The 19,503-nt window shown below is 63.3% G+C and carries 20 protein-coding genes; 2 read left to right on the plus strand and 18 right to left on the minus strand.

The features are described 5' to 3' along the window. Window positions 1–88: 88 nt before the first annotated feature. From ntrC to dusB, 3 genes are read right to left on the minus strand one after another with little or no spacing between them, the layout of a single operon-like run. Entirely contained in the window at window positions 89–1,543 is a 1,455-nt protein-coding gene (gene ntrC, locus ASG39_RS18855; RefSeq protein WP_062468130.1) for a nitrogen regulation protein NR(I), read from the minus strand. After that, window positions 1,540–2,685, minus strand: a complete 1,146-nt coding sequence (locus ASG39_RS18860; protein ID WP_062596508.1) for a nitrogen regulation protein NR(II) — start codon at window positions 2,683–2,685, stop codon at window positions 1,540–1,542. Before ASG39_RS18860 ends, ntrC begins: the two co-directional genes overlap by 4 nt. Continuing rightward, window positions 2,682–3,707, minus strand: coding sequence for a tRNA dihydrouridine synthase DusB (dusB, locus tag ASG39_RS18865; protein WP_062596509.1), 1,026 nt, complete (start codon window positions 3,705–3,707; stop codon window positions 2,682–2,684). The genes ASG39_RS18860 and dusB overlap by 4 nt, the downstream gene beginning before the upstream one ends. Window positions 3,708–3,908: 201 nt before the next feature. Here dusB and ASG39_RS18870 point away from each other — a divergent pair, with 201 nt between their 5' ends. Continuing rightward, window positions 3,909–5,117: a bifunctional 2-C-methyl-D-erythritol 4-phosphate cytidylyltransferase/2-C-methyl-D-erythritol 2,4-cyclodiphosphate synthase gene (locus ASG39_RS18870; protein ID WP_062596510.1), complete on the plus strand. Its 1,209-nt coding sequence runs from the start codon at window positions 3,909–3,911 to the stop codon at window positions 5,115–5,117. Beyond that, window positions 5,114–5,629 carry a CinA family protein gene (locus tag ASG39_RS18875; protein WP_062596511.1) on the plus strand — a complete coding sequence of 172 codons (516 nt, stop codon included), beginning with the start codon at window positions 5,114–5,116 and terminating at the stop codon, window positions 5,627–5,629. The genes ASG39_RS18870 and ASG39_RS18875 overlap by 4 nt, the downstream gene beginning before the upstream one ends. Here ASG39_RS18875 and ASG39_RS18880 read toward each other — a convergent pair. From ASG39_RS18880 to ASG39_RS18950, 15 genes are all read right to left on the minus strand, one after another. Beyond that, window positions 5,608–6,066, minus strand: coding sequence for a type II toxin-antitoxin system RatA family toxin (locus ASG39_RS18880; RefSeq protein ID WP_062596512.1), 459 nt, complete (start codon window positions 6,064–6,066; stop codon window positions 5,608–5,610). The genes ASG39_RS18875 and ASG39_RS18880 overlap by 22 nt on opposite strands. A gap of 9 nt (window positions 6,067–6,075) precedes the next feature. Further along, a complete protein-coding gene (locus tag ASG39_RS18885) occupies window positions 6,076–6,648 on the minus strand; it encodes an AAA family ATPase (RefSeq protein WP_062596727.1) in 573 nt (190 codons plus the stop codon). 216 nt (window positions 6,649–6,864) lie between these two features. After that, complete coding sequence (gene lipA / locus ASG39_RS18890; RefSeq protein ID WP_062596513.1) at window positions 6,865–7,842, minus strand: lipoyl synthase; 978 nt, start codon at window positions 7,840–7,842, stop codon at window positions 6,865–6,867. 214 nt (window positions 7,843–8,056) lie between these two features. After that, window positions 8,057–9,502, minus strand: a complete 1,446-nt coding sequence (gene lpdA, locus ASG39_RS18895; protein WP_062596514.1) for a dihydrolipoyl dehydrogenase — start codon at window positions 9,500–9,502, stop codon at window positions 8,057–8,059. 49 nt (window positions 9,503–9,551) lie between these two features. After that, a complete protein-coding gene (locus ASG39_RS18900; protein WP_062596515.1) occupies window positions 9,552–10,199 on the minus strand; it encodes an SGNH/GDSL hydrolase family protein in 648 nt (215 codons plus the stop codon). Between the two features lie 67 nt (window positions 10,200–10,266). Next, window positions 10,267–10,521, minus strand: coding sequence for a hypothetical protein (locus ASG39_RS18905; RefSeq protein ID WP_062596516.1), 255 nt, complete (start codon window positions 10,519–10,521; stop codon window positions 10,267–10,269). 133 nt (window positions 10,522–10,654) lie between these two features. Continuing rightward, on the minus strand, window positions 10,655–12,010 hold the full coding sequence (locus tag ASG39_RS18910; RefSeq protein WP_062596517.1) for a pyruvate dehydrogenase complex dihydrolipoamide acetyltransferase: 1,356 nt from the start codon (window positions 12,008–12,010) through the stop codon (window positions 10,655–10,657). Window positions 12,011–12,023: 13 nt separating this feature from the next. Continuing rightward, window positions 12,024–13,445, minus strand: a complete 1,422-nt coding sequence (locus ASG39_RS18915) for a pyruvate dehydrogenase complex E1 component subunit beta (protein WP_062596518.1) — start codon at window positions 13,443–13,445, stop codon at window positions 12,024–12,026. Between the two features lie 21 nt (window positions 13,446–13,466). Beyond that, on the minus strand, window positions 13,467–14,504 hold the full coding sequence (gene pdhA / locus ASG39_RS18920) for a pyruvate dehydrogenase (acetyl-transferring) E1 component subunit alpha (RefSeq protein ID WP_062596519.1): 1,038 nt from the start codon (window positions 14,502–14,504) through the stop codon (window positions 13,467–13,469). 149 nt (window positions 14,505–14,653) lie between these two features. Then, on the minus strand, window positions 14,654–14,962 hold the full coding sequence (locus ASG39_RS18925) for a septum formation initiator family protein (protein ID WP_062596520.1): 309 nt from the start codon (window positions 14,960–14,962) through the stop codon (window positions 14,654–14,656). 154 nt (window positions 14,963–15,116) lie between these two features. Continuing rightward, window positions 15,117–16,391: a phosphopyruvate hydratase gene (gene eno / locus ASG39_RS18930; RefSeq protein ID WP_062596521.1), complete on the minus strand. Its 1,275-nt coding sequence runs from the start codon at window positions 16,389–16,391 to the stop codon at window positions 15,117–15,119. Between the two features lie 76 nt (window positions 16,392–16,467). Then, the gene (gene kdsA / locus ASG39_RS18935; protein WP_062596522.1) at window positions 16,468–17,307 is read right to left on the minus strand and encodes a 3-deoxy-8-phosphooctulonate synthase; all 840 of its coding nucleotides are present in this window, start codon (window positions 17,305–17,307) and stop codon (window positions 16,468–16,470) included. 2 nt (window positions 17,308–17,309) lie between these two features. Next, complete coding sequence (locus tag ASG39_RS18940; RefSeq protein ID WP_062596523.1) at window positions 17,310–18,215, minus strand: VOC family protein; 906 nt, start codon at window positions 18,213–18,215, stop codon at window positions 17,310–17,312. Window positions 18,216–18,331: 116 nt separating this feature from the next. Beyond that, complete coding sequence (locus ASG39_RS18945) at window positions 18,332–18,904, minus strand: transglycosylase SLT domain-containing protein (RefSeq protein WP_062596524.1); 573 nt, start codon at window positions 18,902–18,904, stop codon at window positions 18,332–18,334. An 84-nt stretch (window positions 18,905–18,988) separates the two neighbouring features. After that, complete coding sequence (locus ASG39_RS18950; RefSeq protein ID WP_062596728.1) at window positions 18,989–19,468, minus strand: GNAT family N-acetyltransferase; 480 nt, start codon at window positions 19,466–19,468, stop codon at window positions 18,989–18,991. Window positions 19,469–19,503: the final 35 nt, after the last annotated feature.

Raw genomic sequence — 19,503 nt, forward strand, 5'->3', positions numbered from 1 at the left:
CCGCCGACTCATCGCTTTCGCCTGGGTCGACATCATGTGTCACCCAAGCAACACAATGTGGCGTAAATGCAACGGTCGCTAGTGGGTGTCAAGCATTCCGCGAGCTGCGATAGACGGAGACGCCGAGTTCGCGGATCTTTTTGCGCAGTGTGTTCCGGTTCAGGCCGAGAAGATCGGCGGCTTTGATCTGGTTGCCGCGGGTCGCCGTCAGGGCTGCGAGAATCAGCGGATACTCCATTTCAGCCAGCACCCGATCGTAGAGACCGGAGGGCGGCAGGCCGTCGCCGAAACCAGCGAAGTACTGGCGCATGTTTTCCTCGACCGCCTGCGAGATCGACATCGAGCCGGAGCGCGCGCTCGCCTTCTCGATCGGGCTGTCGGGAATATCTGAGCGAAGCTCGCTCTCGATGATCTCCCGACTGATGACCTCCTGCGGATAGAGCGCCGTCAGCCGGCGGACGACGTTTTCCAGCTCGCGGACATTGCCCGGCCAGGGATGCGACTTCATCAGTTCGAGCGCTTCCTGCTCGAAGCGCTTGACGTCGAGGCCTTCCTTCTCGGCCATCTGAACGAAATGGCGCACGAGATCCGGAATATCCTCCGCCCGGTCGCGCAGCGGCGGCAGGCGCAGCGGAACGACGTTCAGGCGGTAGTAGAGGTCCTCGCGGAAGAGGCCCTGGTTGATCGACTGTTTCAGATCCTTGTTGGTTGCCGCGACGATGCGGACGTCGGAGCGGATCGGCGTCCGTCCGCCGACCGTCGTATACTCGCCCTGCTGCAGGACGCGAAGCAGCCTCGTCTGGGCATCCATCGGCATGTCGCCGATTTCGTCGAGAAACAGCGTGCCGCCTTCGGCCTGTTCGAAACGGCCGGTCGAGCGGTTCTGCGCGCCGGTGAAGGCGCCCTTTTCATGCCCGAACAGTTCCGATTCGATGAGGTCGCGCGGAATGGCGGCCATGTTGATGGCGACGAAGGGGCCGTTGCGGCGCTTGCCGTAATCATGCAGCGCCCGCGCCACCAGTTCCTTGCCGGTACCGGATTCGCCGGTGATCATCAAAGTCAGGTCCGTCTGCATGAGACGGGCGAGCACGCGGTAGATTTCCTGCATGGCGGCGGAGCGTCCGACCAGCGGCATGCCGTCCTGCGTGTCGTCGTCCATTTTCGCCGGCTTGCGCTTGGGTTCCGCCAGTGCCCGGCCGATGATCGCGATCAGTTCGGTCAGGTCGAAGGGCTTGGGCAGGTAGTCGTAGGCGCCCTTTTCCGACGCCTTGATGGCGGTCATGAACGTGTTCTGCGCGCTCATGACGAGCACTGGCAGCTCGGGTCGCGCCTTCTTGATGCGTGGCAGCAGGTCGAAGGCATTTTCGTCCGGCATGACGACGTCCGTCAGCACGAGATCGCCATCTCCTGCCGAGATCCAGCGCCAGAGGGTCGCGGCGTTCGAGGTGATGCGGACGTCGTAGCCGGCGCGGCTCAGCGCCTGGTTGAGCACGGTGCGGATGGCTGCGTCGTCGTCGGCAACGAGAATCGTGGCGCCAGTCATCGGGTCTTCCCTTTTACAGCAATGGGTTCGGGGTCCTCGGCGGTCGGTCCCTTCGACGCAGGCATGAGGACGCGGAATATAGTGCGGCTGGTCTGGCTGTCGCATTCGACGATGCCGCCGTGACCGCCGATGATCTTCGCCACCAGCGCGAGGCCAAGGCCGGAGCCGTTGGTCTTGGTGGTGATGAATGGATCGAACAGATGCGGCACGAGGTCGGACGGCACGCCCGGGCCGTTGTCATGCACGCAGAATTCGAGCGGCAGCGATATCTTCTCCCGCGTGCCCGCGACCGAGAGACGGATGCCGGGGCGGTAGGCCGTCGTCAGCATGATCTCGCCATCCGGCTTGTCGCCGATCGCTTCGGCGGCATTCTTCACGAGATTGAGGAACACCTGCACGAGCTGGTCGCGATTGGCATAGACCGGCGGCAGCGAGGGATCGTAGTTTTCGGTGATGCGGATGCGACGGGCAAAGCCCGCCCTCGCCACCGCCTTCACGTGATCGAGAATGGAGTGGATGTTCACCGGATGGCGGTCCACGGGCCGTTCGTCGGAGAACACCTCCATACGATCGACCAGCGACACGATGCGGTCGGTTTCGTCGCAGATCAGCCGCGTCAGCGCCCGGTCCTCGTCGTTGACGGAGCTTTCCAGCAACTGCGCCGCGCCGCGAATGCCGGAGAGCGGGTTCTTGATCTCGTGCGCCAGCATGGAGGCAAGACCGGTGACCGACCGGGCTGCGGCACGATGCGTCAGCTGCCGATCGATCTTGTCGGCCATCGAGCGTTCCTGAAAGACGATGACGACACTGCCCGGCTCGGACAGGACCGGCGCGACGTAGAGATCGACCAGTTTGTCGGCACCGAGGCGTGGCGACGACAGATCCACCCGGTACTCGTTGACCGCCGCCCTGCGCTCGCGCACCTGCTCGATCAGGGTCAGGAGCGGACTGCCGAAGGGAATGAAGGTGCTGATGTCGTGACGCGCGAGATGGTTGGCACTCGCGCCGAAGAAGGCTTCCGCCTCCCAGTTGGCGAAGGTCACGAGCCCTGCCTCGTTGACGAGGACCACCGGATTCTGGATCGCGTTCAGCACCGCCATCGGCAACGCGGCCTTGGTGTCGTCGCTCATCTTGCCGCTCATGCCGCCATTGTCCTTTCAACCGCCGTCTCGCCATCCCGAAGAAGCTCGAGAAGACCGGAGAGCGCCGCCTTGTGATCCGTCGCCGTCAGCACCAATGCCTTGCGATGCCCGGGCGCATTGGCGGCAAACCGATCGATGTACCAGCCGAGATGTTTTCGCGCATGGCGAAGCCCCGTCTCGAGTCCATAGAAGGCGAGCATCATCGCATAATGCTCGGCGATCACATCGAGACGCGCCTGTCCTTCCGGCTCCGCACAGGCACCGGCGAGAACGCCCGCGTGCCATGGCCGTCCCTGGCACGCGCGCCCGGTCATCACCGCATCGGCGCCCGAGCGCCTGAGAATTTCGGTCGCATCGTCCAGCGTCGTCACGTCGCCATTGGCAACGAGCGGCAGCGAGATCATGTCGCGCACCGCGCGGATCGCGTCCCAGTCCGCGTGCCCCTTGTAAAACTGCATGCGCGTGCGGCCATGAATCGTCACCATCCGAATCCCGGCTGCCTCGGCGCGACGGGCGATATCGGGTGCGTTCAGCGTCGTCTCGTCCCAGCCGAGCCGCATCTTCAACGTGACCGGGACATCGACGGCGCGAACCGTCGCCTCGATCAGGGTCAGCGCGTGATCCGGATCCCGCATCAAGGCCGAACCGGAATAGCCTCCGGTGACCTTCTTTGCCGGACAGCCCATATTGATGTCGATCACGTCGGCGCCGTTTCCGGCAGCGATCTTTGCCGCCTCCGCCATCCAGTGCGCTTCACGCCCGGCCAGCTGGACCATATGCGGCGTGATGCCTGCATTTTTGAGCCGCGCCCAACTCTCCCCTGCATTGCAAGCAAGCTCGCGACTTGCTACCATTTCGGTCACGACAAGGCCGGCGCCGTAGCGCCACGCCAGCTGACGGAACGGCAGATCAGTCACGCCGGACATGGGCGCAAGCACCACGCGGTTTCGAAACGACATCCCTTCGATCGCGAAGGGCGATGACAATGTCGGCTGCTGCAATTGATTATCTTTCAGGCACATGATTTTTCTGCACTATTTTTAGACATAGATATCGTCGTTGCCAAGCGCTTTCGCGCGACATCCGCAAATTTCCTCATTCGCCGTCCAGTTCGTCTGGCAAAGCCCGTCCGCGCGGGCTAAACGCGCTGTCATCGGCAGCGCGCCGATCCACGGCAGCGCGCACACCAGTTCCGGGTCCGGCAGGGAGGCGTCTTACAGCAGATGCAGAGAGAACGCGAACTTTCATGCGGCGTCGTCATCGTTGCCGCCGGCCGCGGCGAACGGGCCGGCGCCTCGACCGAGGGCCCGAAGCAGTATCGCCGGATCGGCGGACGGCCCGTCATCGCCTGGACCCTCGATGCCTTTGCGACATGGGGTAAGGCCGGCCCGATCGTCATCGTGATCCATTCGGACGACGAAGCGCTGCTCGAAACCGCACTCGCTACCTGCAGGCCGCGCCCTGTCGTCACCATCGTCCCTGGCGGCGCAACGCGTCAGGCATCCGTGCTTGCCGGTCTCAAGGCCCTGTCCGAGCACGGCGTCGACTATGCGATGATCCAGGATGCGGTTCGGCCTTTCATCACGCCCGACCTTCTCGACCGATGCCTTGAGAAGCTTTCCGCCGGCTTTGACGCCGTGCTCCCGACGATCCCCGTAACGGACACGCTGAAACGCGCCTCTGCCATCGGCGACGTGCAGGAAACCGTGTCACGCGACAGGCTTTTTGCAGCGCAGACACCGCAGTGCTTTGTCCTGTCCAAGATCCTGGATGCCCATGAGGCCGCCGCGAGTTCCGGGCGGTCGGACTTTACCGACGACGCCTCGATCGCCGAATGGGCGGGAATCCCGGTTGCGCTTGTCGAGGGCTCGGCGGACAATGTGAAGCTCACCACCCGACAGGATCTACTGATGGCGGACGAGAAACTGAGCGGACGCAGGATCGATGTGCGGACCGGCAACGGCTACGATGTACACCAGCTCGTTCCCGGCGATGGCGTTACGCTCTGCGGCATCTTCATGCCCCACGACCAGTCGCTTCTCGGGCATTCCGATGCCGATGTCGCGCTCCACGCGCTGACGGATGCGCTGCTCGCGACCTGCGGCGCCGGCGATATCGGCGATCACTTTCCGCCCTCCGACGACAGGTGGAAGGGCGCCGCGTCGCGGATCTTCCTGGAACACGCGGCCGAGATCGTCCGGCGGCATGGCGGCGTCGTCATGAACGCGGATATCTCCCTGATCGCAGAGGCGCCGAAAATCGGTCCGCATCGGGACGCCATGCGGCAGGCCCTGTCGCAGATGCTGGGCATTTCGCTCGACCGCTGCTCGGTCAAGGCAACGACGAACGAGAAGATCGGATTTGTCGGCCGCCGCGAAGGCATCGCGGCGATCGCCACGGCGACGGTCAGCTTCCCCGACGGTTTTCGATGACCATCTGGCCCGACGATATCCGGCAATCCGCCGAACTGGTCCTCGAGCGCTTCGCTGAAAAAGGCTGGAGGATCGCCACGGCCGAGTCCTGCACAGGCGGTATGATCGCAGGCGCCCTGACCGAGATACCCGGCTCCTCCCGCGCGGTCGATCGCGGCTTCGTCACCTATTCGAACGCGGCGAAGATGGACATGCTGGGCGTCGACGCTGCCACGCTCCAGCACTTCGGCGCGGTCTCGCGCGAGACGGCGCTGGAGATGGCGCGCGGCGCGCTGGGAAACTCGAAAGCGAACGTTGCGGTCGCCGTGACGGGTGTCGCGGGACCGGGTGGCGGATCGGAGGAAAAGCCGGTCGGTCTGGTGCATATCGCTGCCGCCACGCGCAAGGGAACGATCCTGCATCGCGAGATGCGTTACGGCGATATCGGCCGGGATCAGGTGCGGCTATCCACGATCCGGACCGCGCTCGCTCTGCTTCGGGATTGCGTCGATCAGGCGTTCGCGCCGGTATAGACCAAGTCGGCCCGTTTCTCGAACGCTTCCGCAAAGAGCCGGAATGCGCGATCGAACATCGATCCCATCAGCGCGCCGAGAATGCGGTTCTTGAACTCGTAGTCGATGAAGAAATGAACGGAGCAGCCGCCGTCGGGCGTCGCCTCGAATGTCCAGCGGTTGTCGAGATAGCGGAACGGTCCGTCGATATATTTGACTTCGATGCGATGCTCCGCCCGGTTCAGAAGCACCTGCGTCGTAAAGGTCTCGCGGATCGCCTTGTAGCCGACCGTCATGTCGGCGAGCAGCAACTCCTTGCCGTCGCGCTCCTTGCGGGTTCTGACTGTGAGGGCCTCGCACAGCGGCAGGAATTGCGGATAGGACTCGACGTCGGCAACAAGGTCGAACATCTGATCGGGGGAGTGCTTCACCAAGCGTCTGGTTTCGAACTTCGGCATAAGACGCAGTTAGTTGGCGGCGGACACAAGATCAAGGAGGCTGGCAACCTCACCGCGCGTTTTCAGCGTGAAAATCGGCACGTTCGGCCCATGCCGCGCCATCTCCCGCTCAATGAGCGGCGCCACCTGGCGCTCGAAGTTCCAGATATAGGCCAGGAATTCGCGGTCGGGAAACCGTTCCGGGCATCCCGGCGCCATATCACGGCGAACACGGCCATAGCTCGTGGCAACCCGGCGAAACATACTGAGCAGGCAGAGCCATCGCGGCAGGCGCAGCCAGAGGACGACATCGGTCCGCGGCATGCGCAGATGGAAGCTCGATGACCCCGTTCCATCCATGATCCAGCGCTCCATGTCGACCGCCTCGGCGATGAGCGCCCGCTCCTCGGCCTTGTCGCGCTTCTGCCAGCCGGGAAGCCAGAAGAATTCCTTGTCCATCGACAGGTGCGGCAGAGCCAGTCTCTCACCGAGCGCACTTGCAAGCGTCGTCTTGCCGCCGCCGGAGCACCCGATAACGCAGATGCGGTTTGCGCGGGATATCACCGCGGCAGCGTCCGCGACGGTCTGGAGGTCATGCAGCATCTTCGCCTCCAAGTGGTTTGACGAGTTTTAGGAAACGGCCGCTTTCCGCACTATGACGACGCCGAAGGATAGCCGTCCCCTGAGGCTTCCGTCTAACCAGCCGGCCGCCCAAACTCCAGTTGCCGGGTTTGATGCGGCCACGGACACAAGGGCCCGCCCGAGCCACCCTAACCGCGCCAGCGCCGACCGGATTACGTTTCGTGTCAGACCCAGACCTTACTCGGCGGCGAGCAAAACCTTCTTTTCCCGTGCCGCCCGCAGGCGCGCAAAGTCGTCGCCGGCGTGGTGCGACGAGCGGGTGAGAGGGCTCGACGCCACCATCAGGAAGCCCTTGGTGTAGGCGACGGTCTCGTAGGACTTGAACTCTTCCGGCGTGACGAAGGCCTCGACCTTGTGGTGCTTGCGGGTCGGCTGCAGGTACTGGCCGATGGTCAGGAAGTCGACATCGGCGGTTCGCAGGTCGTCCATCAGCTGGAGGACTTCGTTCCGCTCCTCGCCGAGACCGACCATGATGCCGGACTTGGTGAACATGGTGGGATCGAGTTCCTTCACGCGCTGCAACAGGCGGATGGAGTGGAAGTAGCGGGCACCCGGACGGACGGTCAGATAATTGCCCGGCACGGTTTCCATATTGTGATTGAACACGTCGGGTTTCGCCGCAACGACACGCTCCAGCGCGCCGGGCTTCTTCAGGAAGTCCGGCGTCAGGATTTCGATGGTGGTTTCCGGCGAAGCGGCACGAATGGCCCAAATGACCTTTTCGAAGTGTTCGGCGCCGCCATCGGCAAGATCGTCGCGATCGACCGAGGTGATCACCACATGCGACAGGCCCATCTGCTTGACGGCCTTGGCGACATTCTCCGGCTCGGCCATGTCGAGCGCGTTCGGCTTGCCCGTGGCCACATTGCAGAAGGCGCAGGCGCGGGTGCAGATCTCGCCCATGATCATGAAGGTCGCGTGCTTCTTTTCCCAGCACTCGCCGATGTTCGGGCAACCCGCCTCTTCGCAGACCGTCACCAGCTTGTGCGAGCGCACGAGATCCCGCGTCTCGTGATAGCCCTTCGATGTCGGCGCTTTCACACGGATCCATTCCGGCTTGCGCAGCATCTCGGTGTCCGGCTTGTGGGCCTTTTCCGGGTGGCGCACGCGCGGCGCGTCGGTCGTGTTCTGTGTCCGGTCGAGAATGGTGACCATAGGTCCGATCTTTCTTCCCGCTTCCGCCGGCCCCTCTGCGGAACAAGCCATCAGCTTCTGGTGCTCGCCTTGCAGCCGCGCGCTTATCGCCCGCCCCGCAAGGACCTCAGAGCCGGCGAGACCGCCCGCTCCTCATCGTGTCGGCCCACGTTCGGCAGACCGACCATGCGCTGCCCCTCAGATGCGACCGTGCGCATCCGAGGTCAAGTCACGATCAGGCGTTCAGAGCCCGGCCGTAAGCGTCCAGCACGCTTTCCTTCATCGTCTCCGAAATCGTCGGATGCGGGAAGATGGTGTGCATCAGGTCTTCCTCGGTCGTCTCGAGGTTCATCGCGACGACGAAGCCCTGGATCAGCTCGGTCACCTCGGCGCCGACGAGATGCGCGCCGATCAGTTCTCCGGTCTTCTTGTCGAAGATGGTCTTCACCATGCCCTGGTCTTCGCCGAGCGCGATCGCCTTGCCGTTGGCGACGAAGGGGAAGCGGCCGACGCGGATCTCGCGGCCTTCCGCCTTGGCCTTGGCTTCGGTCAGTCCGACGGAAGCGACCTGCGGGTTGCAATAGGTGCAGCCCGGGATCTTCAGCTTGTCCATCGGATGAACATTCGGCAGGCCTGCAAGCTTCTCGATGCAGATGACGGCTTCATGCTCGGCCTTGTGCGCCAGCATCGGCGGGCCGGCGACGTCGCCGATCGCATAGAGGCCGGGCACATTGGTCTTGCCGTAGCCGTCGATGACGATGCAGCCGCGATCGGTCTTCACGCCCAACGCTTCGAGACCGAGATTCTCGATGTTGCCGACGACGCCGACGGCCGAGATCATGCGGTCGGCCGTGATCTTCTCGATCGTGCCGTCCTTCTTCTCGACATGCGCGGTGATGCTGTCTGCGCCCTTCTCGACCTTGGAGACCTTGGCTTCCAGAAGGATCTTCATGCCCTGCTTGTCGAACTGCTTCTTGGCGAAGGTCGAGATTTCGGCATCTTCGACCGGCATGACCTGGCCCAGAACTTCCACGACCGTCACATCGACGCCCATGGTCCGGTAGAACGAGGCGAACTCGATACCGATCGCGCCGGAGCCCATGACCAGCAGCGACTTCGGCATCTTCTCGGGCTTCATCGCCTCGAAATAGGTCCAGATCAGCTTGCCATCGGGCTCGATGCCAGGCAGCGCACGGGGACGCGCGCCGGTGGCGATGATGATGTGCTTGGCGGTGTAGGTGCCCTCGCCCAGCGTGTTCTTCGGGATCGGGCCCTGCGGCTGGACGATCGGCTTGGTGATCGGGCCGACGACGACTTCGCCGGGCTTCGTCAGCTTCGCTTCGCCCCAGATGATGTCGACCTTGTTCTTCTTGAACAGGAAGCCGACGCCGCCGTTCATGCGCTCGGCGATGCCGCGCGACCGGGCGACGATCGCCTGCAGGTCCGGGGAGATCGTGCCTTCGAGCTTCAGCCCGTAATTCTTCGCATGCTGGGCGCTGTGGAGCACGTCGGCGGAGCGCAGGAGCGCCTTGGTCGGAATACAGCCCCAGTTGGAGCAGATGCCGGCCAGATGCTCACGCTCGACGACGGCCACCTTCATGCCCAGCTGTGCTGCACGGATCGCCGCAATGTAGCCGCCGGGGCCGGAGCCGATGATGATCACGTCGTAATTCTGAGCCATGCCTTGCGTTTCCTGTGTTCGAGGCGCGCTCCGGGCGCTGCCGTTCGTGTTAGAGGCCGAGCATCACACGGACGATCGGCTCGAGTCCGCGTCCGATGGCTCTTGTATTCTCCGCATCGAGATGGATGCCGTCGATCGGCGTCGTCTTTGCCACAGATCCCGCGTCGAAAAATCCGCAGCCCGTTTCGTCGGCGAGATCCGCGTAGAGCGAGGCCAGCATCGCCGACTGCTCGCGCGCGCCGGCAAACATCGCGGCAAATGCAGCATTCGCCGTTTCGCAGGCTGCCGGCGGCGCGACGATCAGAACGTCCGGCGCGTCGGCCTCGAAGGACCAGGCATGATGCCGGATAAGCTCAACCAGCCGCTCGATGCCCTGAACGGCGCCGAACGCCGTCCCGTGCACCACGGGCTTCATGTCATTGGTGCCGAGCAGCAGGATCACGAGATCGATCGGATCATGGCTGTGCAGCACGGTCGGCAGGATGCGGGCGCCGTTGCGGTCCGCATCCGCCAGATGATCGTCGTAGGCGGTCGTGCGACCATTCAGTCCTTCGGCGATGACATGGACGCCCTCGCCCAGCGCATTGCCGAGCACCGTCGGCCAGCGATCCGCCAGCGCATGCCGCCCAGGGGCGGCCGCATCGTAACCCCAGGTAAGGCTATCGCCATAGCAGAGGACTGTTCTGGTGTTACTCATCGTCCGTCATTCCTGCGCCGCCAGATGGCCTATTGAACCGGAGAGCAGACATGCCCGCCGCCGGTCGCTATCGGCCGTTCGTCAGTTTCTCGACCTTGCGTTCCAGTTCGAAAATCCGTTCCTCGAAATCCCCGGTCACGAATTTCGACATCATCGTATCCGCGGTCAAAGCCTGCCGAATGGTTTTCTGGCCGCTTTCCAGCTTGTCCAGACGCTGCCGCACCTCGGTGAATTCTTCCCGCATTTCCGTGAATTGCTTCTGAATTTCTCCGCGGATCTCGCGCAGCAAAGGCAGGATCATGCTTTCCGGTTCATCCGCCATCGAGGATCTCCTTCACACCCATCCATTGTACCAGCATGCTCTGATATGGCGAGGCCATCGCCAAATGTCACGCGCATGCACGACAAAACAGATGAGAGGTCCTCCCTCAGAAAGGGAGGACCAGACGCGTGGGTTACACCAACATGCCCATCGGGTTTTCGATGTAGCGCTTGAAGGCGCCCAGCAGTTCGGCGCCGAGCGCACCGTCTACCGCGCGATGGTCGGTGGACAGGGTCACCGTCATGACGTTGGCGATCTTCATCTCGCCCTTCTTCACGACGACGCGCTCCTCGCCTGCACCGATCGCGAGGATCGTGGCATGCGGCGGGTTGACGACGGCGGCGAAGTTCTTGACGCCCATCATGCCCATGTTGGAAACCGCCGTCGTGCCGCCCTGATATTCGTCCGGCTTCAGCTTGCGGCCCTTGGCACGGGCACCGAGGTCCTTCATCTCGTTGGAGATGGCCGACAGGCTCTTCAACTCGGCGGAACGAACGATCGGGGTGATGAGACCGCCCGGGATCGACACGGCCACGCCGACATCGGCGTGCTTGTGCTTGACCATATTGGTCTCGGTCCAGGACACGTTCGCATCCGGGACATCCCGAAGCGCGAGCGCCAGTGCCTTGATGACCATGTCGTTGACCGACAGCTTGTAGACCGGCTTGCCGTCCTTCTCGGGAGCGGCGGCATTCAGCTGCGCGCGCAGCGCCAGGAGCGCATCCAGCTCGCAATCCACGCTGACGTAGAAATGCGGGATGGTCTGCTTGGACTCCTGGAGACGCTTGGCGATCGTCTTGCGCATGCCGTCATGCGGAACGAGATCGTAGGAGCCGTCGGCAAAGTTCTTGAGAACCTGCTCGTCGGACATGCCCTTCGGTGCAGAGGCTGCGGGAGCCGCCGCCGTCGTCGGTGCGGCCGATGGGGCCGTTGCAGCCTTGCCGGTCCCGCCGGCAACGGCTTTTTCGACGTCGCTCTTGATCACGCGACCCTTCGGGCCCGTGCCGGTCACGGCAGAGAGGTCGAGACCGGCTTCTTTGGCGAGACGGCGGGCGAGAGGCGAGGAGAAGACCCGCTTGTCGCCATCGGTCTTGGCAGCAGCGGGCGCCTGGCCCTGGGGCGCGGCCGGAGCCTTTGCCGCAGCAGGCGCTTCTGACGTCGACGCTCCGGATTCGGCCTTGGCAGGCTGAGCCTCGGCCTTCGGTGCGGACGCACCGCCGCCGGAGGCAGCCGCGCCGACATCCTCGCCGTCGGCGGCGAGGATCGCGATCAGGGCATTGACCTTGACGCCCTCGGTTCCGGCGGGAACGACGAGCTTGGCGACGACGCCTTCATCGACGGCTTCGACTTCCATTGTCGCCTTGTCGGTCTCGATCTCGGCGATGACATCGCCGGACTTGACGGTGTCGCCTTCCTTGACGAGCCATTTGGCAAGGTTGCCTTCCTCCATGGTCGGAGAAAGCGCGGGCATGGTGATGTTGATCGGCATGATCCCGCTTCCCTTACTTGTAGCAGACGGTCTTCACCGCCTCGACGACTTCACCGACGTTCGGCAGAGCCAGCTTTTCGAGGTTTGCCGCATAGGGCATCGGAACGTCCTTGCCGGCAATCGTGAGGATCGGCGCATCGAGATAATCGAAGGCCTGCTGCATGACGCGCGTCGCGATCTCGGTGCCGACGGAGGACTGCGGATAGCCTTCCTCGACGGTGACCAGACGGCCGGTCTTCTTGACCGATTCGATGATCGTCGGCAGATCCATCGGGCGGATCGTGCGCAGGTCGATCAGTTCGACATCGATGCCGTCCTTCTCGAGCTCGGCAATCGCCTTCAGCGAATAGGTCATGCCGATGCCGAAGGAGACGATGGTCACGTCCTTGCCGGTCTTGTGGATGCGGGCCTTGCCGATCGGAAGAACGAAATCGTCCAGCTTCGGAACGTCGAAGGACTGACCGTAGAGGATCTCGTTCTCAAGGAAGATGATCGGGTTCGGATCGCGGATCGCAGCCTTCAGCAGACCCTTGGCGTCCGCGGCGGAGTACGGCGCGATGACCTTGAGGCCCGGGATATGGCTGTACCAGGCTGCATAATCCTGGCTGTGCTGCGCGCCGACGCGGGCGGCAGCGCCGTTCGGGCCACGGAAGACGATCGGCGCACCCATCTGGCCGCCGGACATGTAGAGCGTCTTGGCAGCCGAGTTGATGATGTGGTCGATCGCCTGCATGGCGAAGTTGAACGTCATGAACTCGACGATCGGCTTCAGGCCCGCCATGGCGGCACCGACGCCGACCCCGGCAAAGCCGTGCTCGGTGATTGGCGTATCCACGACGCGACGTGCGCCGAATTCCTGCAGCAATCCTTGCGTGATCTTGTAGGCGCCCTGATATTCGGCAACCTCTTCGCCCATGACGAAGACATCGCCGTCGCGGCGCATTTCCTCGGCCATGGCGTCGCGCAGCGCTTCACGCACCGTCGTGGACACCATTTCCGTGCCGGCCGGGATATCCGGATCGGACGCGACATCGACCTTCGGTGCCGCGGGCACCTTGCTGTCGGCCTTCGCTGTCGGCTCGTCGCCCGATTCGCGGGCCTTGCCGCCGGCGTCGTTCGAGGTCGCGGCCGGCGTGTCGGCATCGGCCTTCGGGGCGGCGGGCTTCGCACTGGCCGCAGCATCGGCGCTCTCGCCGTCCTGCAGCAGGATGGCGATGGCCGTGTTGACCTTGACGTTCTCGGTGCCGGCTTCGATCAGGATCTTGCCGATCGTGCCTTCATCGACGGCTTCCACTTCCATGGTGGCCTTGTCGGTCTCGATTTCGGCGATCACATCGCCGGAGGCGACGGTGTCGCCTTCCTTCTTCAACCATTTGGAGAGCGTACCTTCTTCCATGGTCGGGGAAAGGGCGGGCATCAGAATTTCAATAGGCATGGATCAATCCCTCGTCCCGGATCACAGAAGAATATCGGTGTAGAGCTCGGATACATCCGGCTCCGGATCGTTCTGCGCGAAATCGGCGCTGTCGGCCACGATGTCGCGGACGTCCTTGTCGATCGCCTTCAGCTCGTCCTCGGTGGCCCAGCCCTTCTCCAGCAGGCGAGCCTTGACCTGCTCGATCGGGTCGTGCTCGGACCGCATCTTCTGAACTTCGTCCTTGGAGCGATACTTCGCCGGGTCGGACATGGAGTGGCCGCGATAGCGGTAGGTCTGCATTTCGAGAATGACCGGACCCTTGCCCTCGCGGCAATGGGCAACCGCTTCGTCGCCGGCTGCCTTGACCGCACGGACGTCCATGCCATCGACCTGATAGCCGGGGATGCCGATCGCGGCGCCGCGCTGCGAGAAGTCGACGCCGGCAGACGCGCGGGCAACGGACGTACCCATGGCGTAGCGGTTGTTCTCGATGATGTAGATGCAGGGCAGCTTCCAGAGCGCCGCCATGTTGAAGCTCTCATAGACCTGGCCCTGGTTGGCCGCGCCGTCGCCGAAATAGGCGAGAGAGACATTGTCGTTGCCGCGATAGCTGTTGGCGAAGGCGAGACCGGTGCCGAGCGACACCTGCGCACCGACGATGCCATGGCCGCCGTAGAAATTCTTTTCCTTGGAGAACATGTGCATGGAGCCGCCCTTGCCGCGGGAGTAGCCGCCCTGGCGCCCCGTGAGCTCGGCCATGACGCCGCGTGCGCTCATGCCGGTTGCGAGCATGTGGCCGTGGTCGCGGTAACCGGTGATGACCTGGTCGCCTTCCTTCAACGCCAGCTGCATGCCGACGACGACAGCTTCCTGGCCGATGTAGAGGTGACAGAAGCCGCCGATGAAGCCCATGCCGTAGAGCTGGCCGGCCTTTTCTTCGAAACGGCGGATCAGGAGCATCTCCCGATACGCCTTGAGATCCTCCTCCCGATCGAATTCTACGATCGTGCCGTTGGCGAAATCCTTGACGGCAGATTTGCCGCGGCTGGATACGGGCGCGTTTTGACGCGATGCCATGCGATCCTCCCTATGGTTGGCGTTTTGCGGCTACCATAAGCAAAGTGCGTGACAACAGCAATGCTATATTTGCATGGCTTATATTCAGCGCAAGAGACTGAAAAATCTGTGAAAATCGTGATTAACTTAATTCGGGTTAAATCGCACTCTCAGTGGAAGATCACGATCTCGTCGGCGCGGGACATATTGAGCCCGAACCGGGCCTTTTCGTCCAGCATGTCGCGCTCCATGGAGCCGTCGCTGAGCAGGGCGACTTCCTTTTCCAGCAACTGGCGCTTCTCGGTCAGCTCCTTCAACGTCGCCTGCCGCTCGACGCGCTGGCGGTCGAAGATTTCCGTCGCCCGGAGCCCGAAATCGCCGTGGATCGAATGATAGGAGAAATAGGACAGGAAGGCGACCGTGATGAGCGGCATGGCAAACCGCCCGAGTTTCCGCTTCCGATGATGCTTGGTCCACATACGCTGACGCCCTGCTACTCTACTGGTCTTCAAGCTAGCAGCCATGTGTTAATCGAGCGTTGACCATACCGAACATTGGGCCGAGGCGACCTGAAAACGAAAAAGCCCGGGCCTCCTTGCGGAAGCCCGGGCTCGAGACGACGACGTCGGGAAATCAGCCGCGCAGGATGGAGCGACCCATGTACTGCGCCTGCGGGCCGAGCTGCTCTTCGATGCGGATCAGCTGGTTGTACTTCGCCGTCCGGTCGGATCGGGCGAGCGAGCCGGTCTTGATCTGGCCGCAGTTGGTGGCGACGGCGAGATCGGCGATCGTGCTGTCTTCGGTCTCGCCCGAACGGTGCGACATGACGGCGGAGTAGCGGGCCTTGTGCGCGGTTTCCACCGCGTCGAGGGTTTCCGACAGCGAGCCGATCTGGTTGACCTTGACGAGGATCGAGTTGGCAACGCCCATCTTGATACCGTCGCGCAGGCGCTTGGAGTTGGTGACGAAAAGATCGTCGCCGACGAGCTGGACCTTGGAGCCGATCTTGTCGGTCAGATACTTCCAGCCGTTCCAGTCGTCTTCGCCCATGCCGTCCTCGATCGAGAAGATCGGGTACTTGGCGGCGAGTTCCGCGAGGTAATCCGCCATGGCTTCCGGCTCCAGCACGCGGCCTTCGCCTTCCAGGTGGTACTTGCCGTCCTTGAAGAACTCGGTCGAGGCGCAGTCGAGCGCGATGAACATGTCCTCGCCCGGCTTGTAGCCGGCTTTTTCGATCGAGCTCATGATGAAGTCGAGCGCGGCCGGAGCCGATGCGAGACCTGGCGCGAAGCCGCCTTCATCGCCGACATTGGTGTTGTGGCCATCGGCCGACAGCTGCTTCTTCAGCGTGTGGAACACTTCCGAGCCCATGCGAACGGCGTCGCGGATGGAGTCGGCGCCAACGGGAACGATCATGAACTCCTGGAAGTCGATCGGGTTGTCGGCATGGGCACCGCCATTGATGATGTTCATCATGGGGACCGGCAGGTAATGGGCGTTCGGGCCGCCGATGTAGCGATAGAGCGGCAGGCCGGCCGATTCGGCAGCGGCCTTGGCGACGGCCAGGGAGACACCGAGAATGGCGTTGGCGCCGAGGCGCGACTTGTTCTCGGTGCCATCGAGCTCGATCATGACCTGGTCGATCTGGATCTGGTTCTCGGCATCGAGGCCGCCGATGGCTTCGTAGATTTCGCCGTTGACGAACTCGACGGCGCGTTCGACGCCCTTTCCGAGATAGCGCGAGCCACCGTCGCGCAGTTCGACCGCCTCATGGGCACCCGTCGATGCGCCGGAGGGAACCGCGGCACGGCCGAAGCTGCCGTCTTCGAGATGCACGTCGACTTCGACCGTCGGATTGCCACGGCTGTCCAGAATTTCGCGGCCGATGATGTCGATGATGGTTGTCATGGTCTCTTCCCTGTCTTTGGGTGGGGGGCGGATGGCCTGTCTTAATCGACGGCCATGAAATTACAATGGCAGCGCCTCAGCGCTTGGCGATGGAATCGAAGGCAAGCAGCGTTTCGAGCAGACGCGGCATGTCGTCGAGGCTGACCGTGTTCGGACCGTCCGACGGGGCGTTGTCCGGATCCTCATGGGTCTCGATGAAGACGCCGGCGACACCGACCGCGACGGCGGCGCGCGCCAGCGTCTCGACAAATTCGCGCTGACCGCCGGAGGACGTGCCCTGCCCGCCCGGCTGCTGGACCGAATGGGTGGCATCGAACACAACGGGCGCGCCGAGGCCCGCCATGATCGGCAGCGAGCGCATGTCGGAGACCAGCGTGTTGTAGCCGAAGGAGGCGCCGCGCTCGCAGAGGAGAACATTCGGGTTGCCGCTGTCGGTGAACTTGGCGAGCACGTTCTTCATGTCCCACGGCGCCAGGAACTGGCCCTTCTTGACGTTGATGGTCCGGCCGGTCTTGGCGGCGGCGACCAGCAGGTCCGTCTGTCGGCAGAGGAAAGCCGGGATCTGCAGAATGTCGACGGTCGGAGCGACCAGCGCGCAGTGCTCCTCGGTATGGATATCGGTCAGAACCGGGAAACCGTATTCCGTCTTGAGGTCGGCGAAGACCTCCATCGCCTTTTCAAGACCGATGCCGCGCTTGCCGGACAGCGACGTGCGGTTGGCCTTGTCGAAGGACGACTTGTAGACGAGGCCGAGGCCGAGCTTGTCGCAGAGTTCGACCATGCGGCCGGCGATCATGAAGGCGTGGTCGCGGCTCTCCATCTGGCAGGGGCCGGCAATCAGAGACAGTTTCGACCCTTGCGAGAAGGTCACGGCGCGGGCGCCTTCGCCGACGACGACGGATGCATTGGTTTTCATGGTCATTCTCCAAAGACGAAGATAGCGCCCTGTCCGGGCGCCGGAGGCACGAGCAGGCTGTCGCCACGCTTGACGTGGTCGATGTGGTTTGCGGCGAAAATGGCTTGCGTCGCGGCGATATCGGCAACGGTAAAGACGAGCGCGCGGGCGCGCAGTCCCCGCTCCGCAGACGCTTTCTCGACACCGAGGAAAGCCCGCATTCCCGCGTCGTTCAGAACGGAGATCTGGGCGTTTTCGGCTTGGATGTCCATGCCGAAGGAATGCGCCTCCGTTTCGCGCTCGTCCACCACCTGCTGCAGAAAATACTGGAAGTCGGTCGGATTGGGCTCGGACAGGATGACCTTCCTGATGCCCGTCACGCCATTCTCATGGGTTTCAAGAGCAGAGCGGTCGGCAGGCAGCGGCTGGACACGCTGGCAGGTGAAGCAGAACAGGTCCGGGGCACGCAGATCGCTGGCGAACGCCAGCCGGAACTGCCCGATCGCCTCCCCGCCATCCGGCCGCGTCATCGGCCGCGAGAACTCAAGGATATCACCGCCGGAAAGACCATTGGTCTGAAACCGCGCATGGTCGGCAACAGCATCATCGGTGGAGAAGACAAGCGCGGAGAAGCCATCCTGTCCCCGGCGAAAGCGATAGGCCTGGTCGCGCGCAACGAAAGCGTTCCCTTGCAGGGCAGCCGCTTCGCAATCTTCGCGCTGGGCGACGGCCAGCGGTTCGAGATAGGTCTTGTCGGCGAGGAAGACGCAGGCATTCTCGGTGCCGAAGGGGTGCGGCGCATCCCCGGCAACGGTGAAGCCGAGGCTTGAGAGGCGCGTGCGGGCCGTCGTCAGATCGACGACCGGCAGAACGAGATGATCGAGATGGCGGCGGACATGGCCTGCGATCGCCGGTCGGTCGTCTCTCATCGTCCGCTTCTCCTCGTCACGCCGGCACGGAGCAGGCGTTCCCGGGTGCTTGGCATCTTCGGGCCGACAATTCAAGGCTGGAGTTGGTTTGGACGATCGAACCCTGCGGGCCTGGTTCAGTCGCAGTTCCTGAGTTGACCGGCATAGGACGATGCGAGAGCGGCCGAGCGACGGGCCGTCGCCTGCAGGCCCGCATTGCCGCGCCAGGAGCCGCGGGCGTAGCCGGCATCGCCGGAGTAGTAGGCGAGATAGAGGTTATAGGCGTCGTTGAGCGCGATGCCGTTCTTGCGGTGGTTGCGGGCGTGGTACCAGCCCACGAAATGGATCGCGTCGGCGAAATTCGTTCGCTTGGCCATCCAGCGTCCCGTCGAGGCGCGGTATTCGTTCCACGTTCCGTCGAGCGCCTGCGAATAGCCGTACGCGCTGGACACCCGCTTCCACGGAATGAAGCCGAGGAGCTTCGTGCGCGGGGGTTTGGCATAGGGCTGAAAGTTGGATTCCGTGTAGATCGTCGCCATCAGAATGGGGACAGGCACGCCATACTGGTTCTCGGCGTGCCGTGCGGCGCGTTGCCAATTGTTGAACCACCCGTCGCGCTGCTCGAAGATCGCGCAGGCATTCCGGGTGTTCTTCGGCGCCGTTGCACAGCCGGCAAGCGCCATCAGGGCGACGATCATCAATACACGCATCGCTCTCGATCCACGTTCGAAAGAAATGAATGGCAGGTAAATGTTAAAAGAAGGTTTTGATCGATCGATCGGGCGATCGAGAGGTCAGACCGTGCGCCGATAGAACCGCGTGTCGAGCGCCATTCGCGGGAAGGCGGCCGACAGGTCGCCGGCATCGATCAGCTCGAAGCCGTTCTTTTCGTAGAAGCGATGCGCGGCGAGAAACCGATCGGTCGTTCCGAGCAGAACGGCGGAGAAGCCCTTTGCCGTCGCATGCGACAACAGCGTATCGAGGAGCTGCTGCGCGATGCCATGCGTCGCGCCGCGATGGCTGGCGGCGACGAACATCTTGCGCAGAGCGCCCTGCCCGTCGCCGAGATCTTTCAGCGCGATCGTGCCGACGATCCGGCCGCCATCGTCCGCCACCCAGAATTCGCCGGGCCCCTGTCGATAGAAGCCGTCGATATCGCCGAGGTCGGGCTGGTCGGCCGCCGTGATTGAAAAGCCGAACTCGCCCGACTGGATGGGCACGATCAGTTCGATGATGCCCGCTTCGTCTCCGGCCCCTGCGGGCCGGATGGTGATGACGGCGTCGGCGACCTCCCCGCTCGGCACGGCGC

The sequence above is a fragment of the Rhizobium sp. Leaf371 genome, assembly GCF_001424045.1.
Classification (GTDB): Bacteria; Pseudomonadota; Alphaproteobacteria; order Rhizobiales; family Rhizobiaceae; genus Ferranicluibacter.